Here is a 15,860-nt window from a genome sequence, read left to right as displayed (position 1 = left end):
TCCGTCGGCAGCGGCAGCGGCCATTCTTGCCGGTGACATCGACGTGTTCCCGATGTTCCAGGCGCCTGAGCTGATCAGCCGCTTCAAGAGCGACGACAAGTTGCAGGTTGAAGTGGGCGATACGGCGGGCAAGGTCATCCTGTCGTTGAACAATGCCAAGGCGCCGTTCGACAATGTGAAGGTGCGTCAGGCGCTGGCCTATGCCATCGACAGCAAGGCGCTGATCGAAGGCACCTATTCCGGTTTCGGCACGCCGATCGGTTCGCATTATTCGCCGGTCGATCCGGGCTATGTCGATCTCTCGCAGACCTATCCTTATGATCCGGCCAAGGCGAAGCAACTGCTGGAAGAAGCTGGCGTACCAGAGGGCACGTCGATCACCATCACGCTGCCGCCACCGGCCTATGCGCGGCGTGGCGGCGAGATCATTGCGGCGATGCTGGCCGAGGTCGGCATTCAGGTCAATCTCGTGCCGATCGAGTTTGCGCAGTGGCTGGATCAGGTGTTCAAGCGGTCGGATTTCGACGCGACGATCATCGCCCATACCGAAGCGCGCGATCTCGATATCTATGCCCGCGACAAGTACTACTTCAACTACAATAACCCGGATTATAAGGCGCTCTACAAGTCTTATGCCGAGGCTGGCAGCGACGAGGAACAGCTGGAACTCGTCAAGAAGTTGCAGGAAAAGCTGGCCGCCGACGAGCCGAATGTCTTCCTCTATGCGCTGCCGAAAATCGGCGTCTGGAATAAGAACGTCAAGGGTCTGTGGAAGAACATGCCGATCCCGGCTGACGATCTGACCCAGGCTTACTGGGCCGAATAAAAACCTCCGCCCCGGCGCTTTGGCAACGGGGCGGATATCATAACGAATGCCGTGCGCCCCATAAAGATAAGGGGAGGGCGTATGGTGAGTTGGAATGTGGAAAGCGGATATCCGTCTTTTCAAGGAGGTCGTTTTGCTGGCTTATATATCCGGGCGTTTGGTCTCGCTCTTGCTGACGACGCTTGCGGCTTCCGTCATCGTCTTTCTGTTGATGCAGGTGCTGCCGGGCGACCCGGCAGCGGTCATCCTCGGCATCAATGCGCAGCCTGAAACGCTGGCCGCGCTCCATACGCAGCTCGGCCTCGACCAGCCGATCTGGTGGCGCTATCTCACATGGATCGGCGGTTTTCTTAAAGGCGATTTCGGCACGAGCTATACCTATTCCGTTCCGATCAGCGAACTGCTCGGACCGCGCATCATGGTCACGCTGCCGCTGGCTCTTTTGTCGATGGTTCTGTCGGTCGCGGTTGCCATTCCGGTCGGCGTCTATGCGGCTTCGAAGCGCGGCAAGACTGGTGATGTGCTGTCCATGGGGGTGGCGCAGGTCGGCGTCGCCATCCCGAATTTCTGGCTCGGCCTGCTCCTGATCCTGCTGTTCGCCTTGCAGCTCGGCTGGTTTCCGGCCTCGGGCTTCGCGGGTTGGGAAGGCGGTTTCTGGAACGGCATCCGCTCGCTGTTTCTGCCAGCACTGGCGCTGGCGCTGCCGCTTGCCGCCATTCTGGCCCGCGTGACGCGCTCCGCCGTCATCGAAACGCTGGGTGAGGATTTCGTGCGCACCGCGCGTGCCAAGGGCCTGACGCGCAAGTCCGCGCTCTGGCGTCATGCGGTGCCCAATGCACTGATCCCGGTCGTGACCATCATCGGCCTGCAATTTTCCTTTCTGCTGGCGGGAACCATCATCATCGAAAACGTCTTCAATTTGCCCGGCCTTGGAAGGCTGGTGTTTCAGGCCATCGCGCAGCGCGATCTCGTCACCGTGCAGTCGCTGGTGACGCTGCTTGCCGCTTCCGTGATCGCGGTCAATTTCATCGTCGATCTTGTCTATGGCTTCATCGATCCGCGCCTTTCGACGGGAGGCAGCCGATGAGCGACACGCAAATTCTGCCGAAGCCCGGCATTTTCCGAACGGTGCTTTTGAGCCGCAGCCTGACCATCGGGACGCTGATTACGGTTATCCTCGTTGCGATGGCGCTCATCTCCTTTTTCTGGACGCCCTATTCGCCGACGGCGATGAATTTTCGCGACAAGTTGCAGGGGCCGAGCCTCAATCATCTGTTCGGCACGGATAATTTCGGTCGCGACGTGTTTTCCATGATCATGGTCGGCGCGCGCAATTCCATCGCCGTGTCGATCATTGCCGTGCTTGTCGGTGCCGGGATCGGCATTCCGCTGGGCGCTTTCGCGGCGGCACGCGGCGGCATGGTGGACGGTTTCGTCATGCGCATGACCGATCTGGCTTTCGCCTTTCCCGCGCTGCTTACTGCCGTCATCATCACGGCGGTCTTCGGTCCCGGTGCGGTGAATGCGATGATCGCCATCGGCATTTTCAACATTCCGGTGTTTGCCCGTGTCACGCGCGGCGCGTCGCTGGGGCTGTGGAAACGCGAATATGTGCAGGCGGCCCGTTGCGCAGGGCGTGGCGATGTATCGATCACGCTTTTGCATGTGCTGCCCAATATCAATCATGTGCTGATCGTACAGGCGACGATCCAGTTCGCGCTCGCCATCGTTGCCGAGGCGGGCCTTTCCTATGTCGGTCTTGGCACCCAGCCGCCGATGCCAAGCTGGGGCAAGATGCTCAACGACGCACAGACCTTTATTTATGACGCGCCATGGCTCGCCATTTTCCCCGGCCTCGCCATCACGTTTGCCGTGCTGGGCCTCAACATGCTGGGTGACGGATTGCGCGATGTGCTCGACCCGCGCGTGCGGAGGCAGAGATGACAGCACCCCTTCTTGAAATGGACAATATGTCCGTCGAGCTGCCCTTCGGCACTCGTTCCGCAGATATTGTCTCCGGCATCACGCTGACGCTGAACCGTGGCGAACGCCTCGGTGTCGTTGGTGAATCCGGCAGCGGCAAGTCGATCACCGCGCTTGCCGCCATGGGCCTGCTGCCGGAACGGATGCGTGTGCGCGGCACGTTGCGCTTCGACGGTCAGGACCTTGCCGCCACGCCAGAAGCGGAACTGTGCAAAATGCGCGGACGGCGCATGGCGATGATCTTTCAGGAGCCGATGACGGCGCTCAATCCGGTCAAATCCATCGGCGCGCAGATTGCCGAAGGCCGCCGTCTGCATTTGGGCGAAAGCTGTGCGGATGCGGAGCGTAAAGCACGCGAATTGCTCGACCGTGTTGGCCTGCCTGCGCCGCGCTTCAATCTCGATCTTTATCCGCACCAGCTTTCAGGCGGACAGCGCCAGCGCGTGATGATCGCCATGGCGATCGCCTGCGAGCCGGACCTGCTGATCGCCGATGAGCCGACCACTGCACTTGATGTGACGGTGCAGGCGCAGATCCTTGATCTGATGGATGAACTGATCGACGAAACCGGCACGGCGCTGATGCTGATTACCCACGATCTCGGTGTGGTTTCGGAAATGACCGACCGGATAGCCGTCATGTATGCGGGCCGCATCGTCGAGACCGGACGCACGCAAGCCGTGTTTCAACGCATGGCGCATCCCTATGCACGCGGGCTGTTTGCAGCCTCGCCGCATGGCGCCGCCCTTGTGCGCAGTCACGCGACGGGCAAACGCCAGCGCCTTGCCGCCATTCCCGGCGTGGTGCCCGATCCGCTGACGCGTCCGCCTCATTGCACCTTCGCCGATCGTTGCGCCTTTGTGCAGGATGATTGCCGAAAGGCAATACCGGGTCTCGATTTCATCGCCGAGAATGACGGCATCGTGCATCGTGCCGCCTGCCTGCACCCGCGTGAAGGCGAGGTGGTTTCATGAGCCAGATGATTTTGCAGGTGCGCGAGGTGGTGCGCGAATATCAGCTTCCGCGCGCGTCTTTCTTTTCGAGGCCGGGGTCCTTGCGTGTTCTGCATGGCGTCAATGTCGAGATCGAAGCAGGACAAAGCCTTGGCATCGTTGGCGAAAGCGGTTCCGGCAAATCCACGCTGGCCCGCGCCGTGATGGGGCTGGAACGTCCGCAGTCGGGTCAGATTCTCGTCAACGGGCAGGATATTTACGCTCTCGACCGCGCTGGTCTGCGCGAGGCGCGCAAAGGCTTTCAGGCGATTTTTCAGGACCCCTATGGCTCGCTCGATCCGCGCCATACGGTGAAGCGGATTATTTCCGAGCCGATTGTGTCGCTTGAAAGCGGTACGAGCGCCAAAGATCGCGACGACCGTGTGGCGGAAGTGCTGGAAGCGGTCGGCCTGCCCAAAGCATCGGCGGAAAAATATCCGCATGAGTTTTCCGGCGGGCAGCGCCAGCGCATAGCCATTGCCCGCGCTTTGATCACCAGACCGGCGCTGATCGTGGCCGACGAGCCGGTCTCCGCGCTCGACGTTTCCATTCAGGCGCAGGTGTTGAATCTGATGATGGATTTGCAGGAAAAGTTCGGCCTTTCCTATCTCTTCATCAGCCATGATCTCGGTGTGGTGCGCGCAATTACCGACCGTGTTGCCGTGATCTATCGTGGCAATATCGTCGAGCAGGGACCGACCAATGCGGTGTTCGACAATCCGCAACATGACTACACGCGGGCGCTGGTCGATGCCGTGCCAAAACCTTTTTCCGGTCGCCGCAAGCGCGTGCGGCGATCCGATTCCACACTGAAATTGCCTGAGTGATTTGAGGAAATATCCAATGTCGAATCTTGCCGATTTGTCAGCCGTTGAACTCGTGTCCGCCTATCAGGCGAAGTCGCTTTCGCCGGTCGAAGTCACGGAAGCCGTCATCACCCGCATCGAAGCCTATGAGCCGAAGCTGAACGCGCTTTGGGCCTATGACCCGGATGCTGCGAGGGCGGCGGCCAGAGCTTCCGAAGCGCGCTGGGCGAAGGGTGAACCGGCAGGCCCCATTGATGGTGTGCCGCTGACGATCAAGGAAAACATAGCGACCGAGGGAACAGCGGTTCCGCTTGGCTGCGCGGCGCTGCCGCTGAAGCCTGCCGCCGCTGATGCCCCACCTGCGGCCCGTACCCGTGAGGCTGGCGGCGTGCTGCTCGCCAAGACGACCATGCCCGATCTCGGCATGTTGTCGTCGGGCCTGTCTAGCTTCCACAAACTGGCGCGCAATCCATGGGACCTCGGCACCAATCCGGGCGGTTCAAGCGCCGGTGCAGGCAGTGCCGGTGCCGCTGGTTATGGTCCCTTGCATATCGGCACCGATATTGGCGGCTCTATCCGCCTGCCGGCTGGCTGGTGCGGTCTCGTTGGATTGAAGCCGTCCTTCGGGCGTATTCCGATTGATCCGGCATTTCTCGGACGTGTTGCCGGTCCGATGACCCGCACGGTTGCCGACAGCGCGCTTTACATGTCGGTGCTGTCGCGTCCGGACCGTCGCGACGCCATGAGCCTGCCTTATCAGGACATTGACTGGATGGACCTTGATATCGACGTCAAGGGCCTGAAAATCGGTCTCTGGCTCGATGCCGGTTTCGGCGAGCCGACCGGCGATGAAACCCGAGCCGCGGTGGAAGCAGCCGCGAAAGCTTTCGCCGATGCGGGCGCGATCATCGAGCCGGTTGCGCCGTTCCTCAATCGCACCATGATCGACGGTCTCGACCGCTTCTGGCGCGCGCGCTCCTGGGCCGATGTGAAGAAGATGACGCCGGAAAACCGCGCGAAAATCCTGCCTTACATCTATCAGTGGACCGAAACCGCCGAAGGCTTGAACGGCGAGGAGGTCTATTCCGGCTTCGCGCAGATCGACGCAATGCGCCATGCGGCGCTCGCCGCGTCCAAGGATTTCGACTTCATCATCTCGCCGACTGCTCCAATGCCGACCTATCCGGCGGAATGGGCATCGCCGATCAACGATCCGCAGCGTCCGTTCGAACACATTGCCTTTACAGTCGCCATGAACATGTCGGAACAACCGGCGATCTCGATCAATTGCGGCTATACATTGACGGGCCTGCCGATCGGCCTGCAGATTTTCGGCCAGCGTTTCGATGATCTGGGCGTGTTGCGGATGGCAAAGGCTTATGAAGATATGCGGCCAGCGCAGAAGCCTTGGCCGGTTTTCTAGATTCCGCCTCTGGCTGCCTGCAAATGGCGTCGCTCTGTGCTTCCGGTGCTCATGTACATTAAGTACACTCCGCTCCGGTTCTCGAGCCCCACCATTTTCGGCTACCCATAGACGGAATCATCCGCGTCGCAAGAAAAAGGCCGCGAACGCGGCCTTTTCTATTTACCGGGCCTGAGCGGCGCGCGTTCCTTGTAGCGGTCCACGGCGGTGAGCTTCTGGATCAGCGGCTCGGCGTCGCGCCAGCCGTAAATTTCGGTGCGCAGATAGTCGAGTTCGGCATCGAGTTCGTCTTCGCCGATTTCCGTCCACCAGGATTTTGGGCGACCGTCGCTACCGTCTGACCAGCGATAGCGGCGCTCCTTCAGCTTGTCCTTCATTTCGAAGGGGCTGTTTTCGGCATAGATGCGCAGGCGCGATTTCTGGCTGGCTTGCAGCAGTTCGGCAAAGGGCGTCATATCGCCCGACTGTTCCTTCAGTACTGCGAGCAGCGCCTGACAATCATCCTCGGCGCGGTGCCCATTATGGAAATACCCGCTCTGGCCGATCAGATAGCCAAGCTTGGTGCCTTCGAAACCGCGTGCGGTCCAGTCGATTTCCTTGACAGAACAGGCCCACGGCTTGTTGGCGAAGACCGGTGAGAACCGCTCCAGAAACGGACGGTCGAAACCGGCATTATGCGCGATGATCAGATCGGCATCGGCGATCAATGCTTCCAGCTCCGCCAGCGGGATCGTCTGCCCCTTCACCATCTCATCGGTGATGTTGGTGATACGGGTAATGTCTGCCGGGATCGGCTTTGATGGTTCCTGCAAAGCGCCGAAGGTGGCGCAGACATCGCCAATCGAGCCGTCATCGGCGTAGCAGAAGGCGACGGCGCCGATTTCGATGATTTCTTCCTGCGCGGCATTCAGTCCGGTCGTTTCCGTATCCACGACAACGCCAAGGCGAGGGAAGGCCATTCTGTCGGCATCAGGCACCACAGGCAGAGGATCGAGCCGTTGCAAAATGCGATAACGCCCGCTGTCGTTCAGCTGACGCACCATTTCCGCCTCGTTCAAGGCAGGTGCTTTGCCGATGTCGCGCTTCGGTTTCGCGCGGGCAGGACGCAGCTCCGCCCGTTCTTCCCCAGCCTTCGCAGCGGGAGTAAAAAGGTCGAACTGGTGGCGCATCGAAATTCTCCAAACAGAGCGTCACCGGCCAGATTGAGGCCGGACCCGCTCGAATAGCATGGGCACAGGATGACATTTAGCCTTTTCCAGACCAAGCCTTCATTCGCATTAGTAACAGGTAATAATGGCCGGAAATGGCTTCAAGCGCATGCTGTTTGACTTTCGCGATCAATAACTGGGGATAAACATTATGCGCCTATTTAAGAATAGAATTCAGCTTTTGCGTGGAGGTCATTGTTTGCAATTTTATATTAGCGCTTCCTTTATTTAAATAAGTGAATATTTTATTCTGTAACTATTAATTGTGCTACAAAAGTTAATTTGACTCATATGTGCAATTGCACTTCCAGATGGGCACCACTACTTGTTGAATTATAATTCAATCGATTTTTGGTTCGGCTTCTCGTGAAAATTGTTCCCTCTTTGCTGATCATGCTGTTTGCGGTCGCGATGTCGAGTCTATGGGTGCTCGACAGGCGGCGGACGCATATGCTGCTGTTCGGCCTGAGCTTTGCAGCATTTTCGCTGGGGCATTTCGTACAGATTTCACCGTTTCTGCCCAATCTGCGCCATACATTCCTTTTGGCAATCTTGCTGCAATTTGCGGCTGGCTGGCTGTTCTGTCAGGCGGTAATGGTGCGGCTTGGGCGCGGCTTTCCGCCGAGAACCGCGTCGCTGATCACCATTTCGACGCTGGCGGTCGTCGGCCTCCTTGCATGGTATGGCGCGATCTACAGCTATCTGGTCGTTGCTGCCAATATCGGCCTTGGAACGCTGGCCGCTCTTTTGTGTGTGTATGCCCGGCGTGTGCCGGGCGACCGGTGGGTGGAATCTGCGCTGCGTCTGGTGCTGGTGCTGCTGGCGGCGCATTTCTTCCTGCGCAGTGTCTTCACGATCATCATGCTCGATGATGTGTTGAGTTCCAGGCAATTGCTGTCCTTGCCTTATTGGTCATGGGTGACGGTGGCTGCGTCGATGGGCGGCGTGCTGCTCGGCCTGTTCATTCTGACGGTGGCCGCGCTCGATATCATCGACAAATTGCGCAATGAACGCGATGCCGATCCGTTGACGGGCCTTCTCAACCGGCGTGGCATGGAACAATGCGCAAAGCGCGCGCTGGCGCAGGCTCCGCTGGACGCGACCCATGCGGTCATCATTGCCGATATCGATCATTTCAAGGCGATCAACGACCAGTTGGGCCATGCGACCGGTGACCGGGTGCTGGTCGAGTTTGCACATCTGCTGCAGTCGCTGGTCGGAAAGGACGCGCTTGTCAGTCGTGTCGGCGGCGAGGAATTCGTTCTGCTGGTCGCGGGCAGCGCCCAATATTGCGAACGCTTCGCCAAGCGACTTTGCAACCGGGTTGCCCGTCATGACTTTGCGGCGCTGCCCAGTGGTCGTCATGTGACATGCAGTTTCGGTGTCGCCATGCTGCGTCGCGACGAAACCTTATGGCAAACGGTGTCCCGGGCCGATCTTGCCTTGATGCGCGGCAAGCATCGCGGGCGCAATCGCACGGTGACCGAGGGCAAGGAATTCCCCGAAATTTCGGACGATACGCCGCCCCCTTATCGCCTGACGGGTTGATGCGGCGTTCCTCTCGGCGAGAGGAATTATCAGACGGACGCCGTTCGTAAAGACTTTGGTTACCATAATTCGCCATGCTGGAAGCGACCATTGCGGTCACTGCTTTGCTTCGGCCACTGCTTTGCCATGTCCTGTTCGCTTTTTTGCCGAACTGCCATGCGAGGCGAGGGCCCGAAAGTGGGGCCGCGAAGTCGAATTCCAGTCGGGTTAGTATCATGGCGTGTGTGACAGAAGTGTATGGCTATGCGGCTCCGCGTAGCAGCCGTATCAGCGTTCCGTTCAGTTTGCGCGGTTTTGCGCGCTTGACGGCTTTTGCCGTTACAGGGCTTTTCGCCGGTGGCTGGATGCTGACCACGCTCGGCGCGCTTGAAACGGTCATCCCGGCATTTGCACCTGTCGCGCCGGTCATGCGGCGCGCGCCCGGGGCCATGCCGCAGGCGCTCGCCCTTGTCGATCAGACCCGAACGCCATCGCACAAGATGCGCGAGAGCTTCATCAAGGCCTATACGGCGGATGGCGCCTATTCCAATCTCGACTGGCGCCGTAACAAGGTGACAGACGACCACCCAATCATTGCCGATATCGGTCCGGATTCGGTCATCGAACCAAAATCCGTAGACGTCGCATCGGTGGTCGAACCGCGCGCCGACCGGGTTAAACTGCCCGAGCCGGTTGCAGTTGCTTCAGCCGCCACGGCCATGGATAAAACGGGCGACACGGCGGCGAAACCCGCCACAGCAGCGGCTGTCGCGCTTGGCTACGCCAGCGCGCCGCAAACGCCTGCCGCTCTTGTCGCGCTGGCCCAGATCCAACCGCAGAACCCGTCCGGTATTTTGCCTCTGTCGCAGGCCGAAGAAGCCGATGCAGAGGGAAGCGCCACGCCCAATCTGCCGGTCGGCAAGGCGATACCGTTGCCGCAATCCGCGCCTGACCAGAAAACGAACATGGCGGCTGACGACGATACCGATAGCGATATGTTCGTGCCGGATGATGTGCCTTTGCCGGGTGCCAAGCCTGCGCTGCGCGCCTCGCGCATGCGTCCGAAGACGCAGCTTGCCTACGCGCCCGAAAGCGGCCTGACGGACAGTCCTGAGCCGGGCCTCTTCAGCCCATTGCTCAATCAGGCTGCGCGCAGCCGCGTGGCGATCTACGATATTTCTGCTGCAACCGTCTATTTGCCGAGCGGGGAAAAGCTCGAAGCCCATTCCGGCATCGGTCGCATGCGTGACAACCCCAGCTATGTGAACCAGAAGAACCGCGGCCCGACGCCGCCGCACAGCTACAATCTGCGCATGCGCGAGGCGCTGTTCCACGGCGTTGAAGCGATCCGCCTGACGCCCGCTGACGGCAACAACCGCTACAATCGTGACGGGCTTCTGGCGCATACATTCATGCTGGGACGCAACGGCGATTCCAATGGCTGCGTGGTGTTCCGGGATTATCCGCGCTTCCTGCGCGCCTTCAAACGCGGCGAGTTCAACAAGCTGGTCGTGGTGCCCCGCATGTCGTCATCCAAGCCGGCGCGCATTGCGTCGCTTTTCTGATCGAAACAGATCTGCGCAAAGAATTTCCGGCATCGGCTGACTACACGAAAAATTGCCCCCAACAATATTGCAGGGGCAGCGGGAACTGATAGACATCCCGCGTTGCAATTCTTCGGAGACATCTTTCAGTGAAGCTCTATTACAAAGCCGGTGCCTGCTCGCTCGCACCGCATATCGTTCTCAGCGAAACCGGCCTGCCTTACACGTTTGAAGCCGTGGACCTGAAAACCAAGGTCACCGCCAGCGGCGCCGATTTTCTGGCGGTCAATCCGCGTGGCGCGGTTCCGGCGCTGGAGATCGAGCCGGGCGTGGTGATCACCCAGAACGCCGCTATCCTGCAATATATCGGCGATCATTCGGATGTCGCAGCGTTCAAACCTGCCTATGGTACGATGGAACGCGCACGCTTGCAGGAAGCACTCGGCTTCTGCGGCGATCTGCATTCGGCCTTCGGCGGCTTGTTTGCACCGAACCTGACGGAAGACGCCAAGGCAGGCGTTCTTGCCAATATCGCGCGCCGCATGGGCCAGTTTGAAGCCATGCTGGTGGATGATCGTAGCTATTGGCTGGGCGAAGAACTGACCCAGGCTGACGTTTATGCGTCGGTCGTCCTTGGCTGGGGCTTTGTGATGCAGGTCGATCTCAGCGCCTATCCGAAGGCGCTCGCCCTGCGTGAACGCGTCATGGCGCGTCCTGCAGCGCAGAAAGCGCTGAAGGAAGAAGGTCTGATCTGATCCTTCGCAGCCGGAGCCGTTATGGCTCCGGCTGTTCTGCTTCTATTGCTACGCTTTTCGCTCAAGGCTTTGAGCCCTCGCATCGACCGGCTGCTTATTGCCCGGCCTGCAAAAGCCATTCTTTTCATTGCGATTTTCTGGATGTGTCGGCCTCCCTTTGCGCATGCTTGGGGAGGTATGTTTTTTGCTATTTGGAGCGCAGTTAATTTCCGATTTTATAATTATAAAATGTATAAATTTCTAATTTATTATTTATATAATCGTAATATTGAATATATAAGTGCAATTTCATTAAATATATGAGCATAAAATTGCGATTTATTATAAATATAAGCGTATTCTGCGTTGTACGAATCTTCAACATTAGATATGGATTTGGTATGATCTGTAAGTATTCTGCATTTTATTTGCGGAATTGCTAAATTTATTTGTTGGATTATTCGCCATGGGCCGGGGGGCTGTAGGGGCGCATTTAGGGGCAATGATGTCGGTCATTTCAAAAGATCTGGTGCGGGTGCTGGGCTCAACAGCCGTGGCTCTCATTCTGACGAGCACAGTGGCTGCGGCGACGAGCGTTGTGGTAAACGGCGCAGCCTACCGTTATGCCGGGGGCAGTACGGCTAACCTGGACGGCTCGGGCGCGACCTATGAAGTGGCGACGACCAATAATGGGCGCGCATGGGGCGTGCTTGTCTCGACCGCAGCCGGATCAGCTTCGACGCTGAACGTGTCGAACATCAACGTCATCACTTCGGGACCGAAAGCACATGGCATTCAGGTCGGTGCGAAGGGAAGCAACGCGAATGGCATGGATCATTCGCTCATTCATCTGCTCGGCGGGGTAGCTGTCACAGCTGACGGCGTCGGTTCCTATGGATTGCATGCGATTGATGGCGGCACGATTGACGGCTCAGTTCAGATCACGACGACGGGCGCCAGCGGCTTTGGCGCGTTCGCAGAAAGCTGGTCGACGATAAATCTATCGCACTCGGCAATCAACACGTCCGGCCAGAAGGCATTCGGCCTTATCGCAAATAATGACATGGGCACTGTCGCCGGGCAGATTTCCGGCGATGCACTCAGCATCACGACCGCTGGAGCCAATGCATCCGGCGCTTATGTCGATGGCGGCGGTCAGGTTCTGCTGACACACAGCAATATTACGACAAGCGGCGCTACTGCGCACGGCGTCGAAGCCTTGTCGGGTGGCGCCGTCACGTTGAACGGCGGTTCGATCACCACTTCGGGCAGCAACGCAAGGGGCATTCAGGTCGACAATGCGACGGTCATCGCCAATGATGTGGCAATCGTGACCAACAACGCGGCCCGCTTTTCCGAAGGCGTCCAGTCGCACAACAATGCGAGCGTGACGCTCAACGGCGGTTCAATCACGACCCATGGTCTGCGCAATTACGGTCTGCTTGCCAGCAATGGCGGCTCGATTACGTCAAGCGCTGATATCACGACCTTAGGCAACAATGCCCATGCCGTGCAGGCGGGCGCATTCGGCACCAACCACCCGGGTTACGCTTATGACGGAACCACGTCCGGCACGGTCTCTCTGACTGGCGGCACCATCCGCACCGAGGCCAGCAGTTTCGCTGTCGGCCTGCATACCGTCGATGAGGGGCTGATCGATGCCGAGAATATCGCCGTCGAAACCGTTGGCGCATCGAGCTTTGGCGCCTTCGCCGAATCCGCTTCCACGATCAGGCTTTCCGCTTCAACCATCCAGACGACCGGCGATCAGGCCCATGGGCTTCTGGCCAATAATGATCAGGGAACGGTAGGCGGCTCGATTTCGGCCACCAGTACGCAGATTGTGACTTCCGGTGCTGGTGCTGCCGGGGCCTTGGCGCAGGCGGGCGGTTCGATTTCGCTGATGGGTGGCAGTGTCACCGCACAGGGCGAGGCAGCGTCCGCTCTGGCTATTTCAGGCTCGGGCACGATCGTCGCCGAAGGCGCGGTTCTTAAAACTGCGCAGGGACCGACAATTGGCGTTGTTCTGGCCAGCGCTGACGATGTAGCGCAAATTCGCCTCCGCAGTGGAACCGTTGCGACAGAGAATAATGGCGTCTTGTTGCAGGTGGATCGTTCCAATGGAGCGGGTTCCGGCGGCATTGTCGATATCGAACTCGATGCAGGCTCCGTCAGCACGGGCGATATTATCGACACGCAGGCTAAAACCGGGGCAGGAAACACCGTTCTGACTCTGCAGAATGGCGCAGACTGGAAGGGCCAAATTCAGGGGATCACGCATATCGAGGCGAAACGCGGCAGCAGTCTGGTTTTCGCGGGGCAATCGGTGATCGAAGGAAACCTTTCCGGCGTCCAGAGCAATTTCGATTTTGGGGATGAAGGCGATTTCATCGGCGGCAATGTCCTGCTTGCGGAGGGCTCTGCAACCCGTGGCGGCACGATTGCGATACCGATTACCGTGAGTGGCGATGTCAGTGTCGATCCTACATCCACTCTTGGCGGCAACTGGCATATAGCCGGAGGTCTGGCCAGCTCAGGCACGATCACGCCCGGCAATTCCGTCGGCATCGTGTCGGTCGATGGCGACCTGACGCTGGCATCGTCTTCGGTCTATGCGGCGGAAATCGACGCGCAGGGCGGATCTGATCTGATCAAGGTGGGCGGAACCGCCAATCTGGCGGGTGCGGTGACCGTATCTACGCTCGGTGGCTATCAGCTGAACCGGCCTTACACGATCCTGACCGCAGGCAATCTTGCAGGCACGACATTCAGCAGCGTTTCCTGGACCGGATCGACTGATTTCATCGCGCCAAGCCTCAGCTATGATGCGAATAATGTTCTCCTGACCATCGGGCGCAATGCAGTTTCGCTTGCAAGTGTTGCGCAGACAGACAATCAGCGGGCTGTCGCTGGTGCAATCGACAGTCTGAGGCTGGGCAATCCGGTTGCGAATTCTGTCGCCTTTCTGGGTGCTGCGGGGGCAAGGCAGGCTTTCGACCAACTGTCCGGTGATGGATATGCGTCCACTAAGACAGGCTTGATCGAGACATCGCATTTGGCGGCGGATGCGATAAACAATCGCTTGCGCTCGGCATTTGCCAGTGTCGGAGCGAAGGACGTTCCGGCACTTTCTTATGCGAAAACAAAAGAACCGTCCCGTGCGTCTGCCGCAATTGATGCGGTCAGCGATGGCGCATCCCTGGGGCAATATGGGTTCTGGGCGACAGGCTTCGGCTCCTGGGTTGAGCAGGATGGAGATGCCAATGCTGCCGGTGTCTCTACGTCGACAGGAGGCTTCATCTCCGGTCTCGATGTTGGGCTGGGAGAGGGCTGGCGCCTTGGTTTCGCGGGCGGTTACAGCCGGGCGGATATCGATCTCAAGGAGCGACATGCGGCTGCGACGAGTGACAATTGGCATCTCGGCATCTATGGCGGCAACCAGTGGGGCCCGCTGGGACTGCGCGCCGGGCTGATCCAGACATGGCATAGCCTCGATGCATCGCGGTCGGTTGCATTTACCGGTCTCTCCAACTCGCTGGAGGCCGATTATGATGCGCGCACGCTCCAAGCTTTCGGCGAGGTCGGATATCGGATCGACACGACCGCCGCATCCTTCGAACCGTTCGCCAATCTCGCGCATATCAGATTGCGCACGGACGCTTTCACAGAAACGGGTGGCGCTGCGGCATTGAATGTCGAAAGCGAAACGACCAACACGACCTTTACGACTCTCGGCCTGCGGGCGGAGGCTCCACTGTTGCTTGGATCAACATCCGTTAATCTGAAGGGTTCGCTCGGCTGGCGCCATGCCTATGGCGACATCATACCGGCCTCAACGCAGGCCTTCGCGGGCGGTGATGCCTTCAGTGTGGCAGGTGCGCCGATTGCCAAGGATACGGCTTTGCTGGAAGCAGGGCTTGATTTCGATGTGACGCGGGCCTCGACGCTCGGTCTCAGCTATATCGGCCAGTATGGCAGCGGTGCCAGGCAAAACGGGTTCAAGGCCTCGTTCAATATTAAGTTCTGACCTGGCCCGGTCTGCAACATGACGTAGTAAAGCCAAACTCACGTGCGGTTCCCAGCTTATCGAGCGGGAGCCGCACGGGCGACTGACAGCGGATGTAACGCGTATTTCGGTTCCCCAAGTGAGAAAGCCTGCGCTATTTCAGGGGCTGTACCTTATATGTCAGGCTGCCCGGCGTCACTTCCTCGATCTTGATGGTAAGATCACGGATCTCAATACTTGACTGGGCGACAGGGAATTCCATTGTCTGCCCGCTCGCTGGGTGCTGCAGGTCGTGGCCGGAATAGCCGCGAATTTCGAACTGCATTTTGTCTTTTCGATCCCTATGAACAGGATGTCGTAAATAGTGCCGCTTTCATTGGCGTCATAATCCTGAGCGCGAGGAAGGTCGGTTCCTTTGCTATAGGCGCGCGGCGGTACGATTGGGTCGCCGGACAGGATGAATTGCGTCCGGCCGAAGCCGTCCGTTGCGGGTGCTGGCTGTTCGTCGACGTTTTCGGTTTGCGCTACGACAGCTCCGTCCGCCGCTTGCGCAATGCTCTCAGTCGCGGAACTGTAAAAGCCGAAGGACAAGCAGGCGAGGCCTGTCAAAATCGCTCGTCTCACAAGATGCATTCGGTTTTCCGACTCCGTTTGAGCCCCATCACGTTGTTTCATGTCACGCTCTGCCATTTTTGCCACGAGCATTCCAGCTGAAAAGCATCCCAATTTCACATGAAACAAGCCGCCTGCGCATCGTCGCGAATGGGCGGCAAGCGCCATACATGGTTCGGTGATGGCGACCTGAACGTGA

13 protein-coding genes are annotated in these 15,860 nt (G+C 58.8%); 11 read left to right on the top strand and 2 right to left on the bottom strand.

Annotated features, from left to right (window positions below; all coding sequences use genetic code 11):
- From HWD97_RS15630 to HWD97_RS15605, 6 genes are all read left to right on the top strand, one after another.
- Nucleotides 1-826 (top strand): ABC transporter substrate-binding protein (locus HWD97_RS15630; RefSeq protein ID WP_371835222.1); only part of this gene is annotated, 826 nt, incomplete at its 5' end.
- Nucleotides 827-959: 133 nt separating this feature from the next.
- Nucleotides 960-1,913: an ABC transporter permease gene (locus HWD97_RS15625; RefSeq protein WP_140026192.1), complete on the top strand. Its 954-nt coding sequence runs from the start codon at nucleotides 960-962 to the stop codon at nucleotides 1,911-1,913.
- A complete protein-coding gene (locus HWD97_RS15620; protein ID WP_109369690.1) occupies nucleotides 1,910-2,770 on the top strand; it encodes an ABC transporter permease in 861 nt (286 codons plus the stop codon). The genes HWD97_RS15625 and HWD97_RS15620 overlap by 4 nt, the downstream gene beginning before the upstream one ends.
- On the top strand, nucleotides 2,767-3,783 hold the full coding sequence (locus tag HWD97_RS15615; protein ID WP_171319860.1) for an ABC transporter ATP-binding protein: 1,017 nt from the start codon (nucleotides 2,767-2,769) through the stop codon (nucleotides 3,781-3,783). Before HWD97_RS15620 ends, HWD97_RS15615 begins: the two co-directional genes overlap by 4 nt.
- Nucleotides 3,780-4,628: an ATP-binding cassette domain-containing protein gene (locus HWD97_RS15610; protein ID WP_171319858.1), complete on the top strand. Its 849-nt coding sequence runs from the start codon at nucleotides 3,780-3,782 to the stop codon at nucleotides 4,626-4,628. The genes HWD97_RS15615 and HWD97_RS15610 overlap by 4 nt, the downstream gene beginning before the upstream one ends.
- A 16-nt stretch (nucleotides 4,629-4,644) precedes the next feature.
- A complete protein-coding gene (locus HWD97_RS15605) occupies nucleotides 4,645-6,030 on the top strand; it encodes an amidase (RefSeq protein ID WP_371835221.1) in 1,386 nt (461 codons plus the stop codon).
- A gap of 158 nt (nucleotides 6,031-6,188) precedes the next feature.
- Here HWD97_RS15605 and HWD97_RS15600 read toward each other — a convergent pair whose 3' ends face one another.
- Nucleotides 6,189-7,199 (bottom strand): 3'-5' exonuclease, encoded by a 1,011-nt coding sequence (locus tag HWD97_RS15600; protein ID WP_371835220.1) that lies wholly within the window; start codon nucleotides 7,197-7,199, stop codon nucleotides 6,189-6,191.
- 450 nt (nucleotides 7,200-7,649) lie between these two features.
- Here HWD97_RS15600 and HWD97_RS15595 point away from each other — a divergent pair, with 450 nt between their 5' ends.
- From HWD97_RS15595 to HWD97_RS15575, 5 genes are all read left to right on the top strand, one after another.
- Complete coding sequence (locus HWD97_RS15595) at nucleotides 7,650-8,786, top strand: diguanylate cyclase domain-containing protein (RefSeq protein ID WP_371835219.1); 1,137 nt, start codon at nucleotides 7,650-7,652, stop codon at nucleotides 8,784-8,786.
- Nucleotides 8,787-9,001: 215 nt separating this feature from the next.
- Complete coding sequence (locus tag HWD97_RS15590; protein WP_371835218.1) at nucleotides 9,002-10,330, top strand: DUF2778 domain-containing protein; 1,329 nt, start codon at nucleotides 9,002-9,004, stop codon at nucleotides 10,328-10,330.
- A gap of 128 nt (nucleotides 10,331-10,458) precedes the next feature.
- On the top strand, nucleotides 10,459-11,064 hold the full coding sequence (gst, locus tag HWD97_RS15585) for a glutathione transferase (protein ID WP_371835217.1): 606 nt from the start codon (nucleotides 10,459-10,461) through the stop codon (nucleotides 11,062-11,064).
- A 21-nt stretch (nucleotides 11,065-11,085) separates the two neighbouring features.
- Nucleotides 11,086-11,367: a hypothetical protein gene (locus HWD97_RS15580; protein WP_371835216.1), complete on the top strand. Its 282-nt coding sequence runs from the start codon at nucleotides 11,086-11,088 to the stop codon at nucleotides 11,365-11,367.
- A gap of 178 nt (nucleotides 11,368-11,545) precedes the next feature.
- Complete coding sequence (locus HWD97_RS15575) at nucleotides 11,546-15,070, top strand: autotransporter domain-containing protein (RefSeq protein ID WP_371835215.1); 3,525 nt, start codon at nucleotides 11,546-11,548, stop codon at nucleotides 15,068-15,070.
- A gap of 174 nt (nucleotides 15,071-15,244) precedes the next feature.
- Here the strand turns inward: HWD97_RS15575 and HWD97_RS15570 are convergent, their stop codons facing one another.
- Complete coding sequence (locus tag HWD97_RS15570) at nucleotides 15,245-15,829, bottom strand: hypothetical protein (protein WP_371835214.1); 585 nt, start codon at nucleotides 15,827-15,829, stop codon at nucleotides 15,245-15,247.
- Nucleotides 15,830-15,860 lie beyond the last annotated feature (31 nt).

The organism is Ochrobactrum sp. C6C9 (assembly GCF_022627935.1).
GTDB lineage: Bacteria > Pseudomonadota > Alphaproteobacteria > Rhizobiales > Rhizobiaceae > Brucella > Brucella teleogrylli.
The sequence above is the reverse complement of the archived record's forward strand: the minus strand, read 5'-3'. Positions and strand labels throughout refer to the sequence as shown.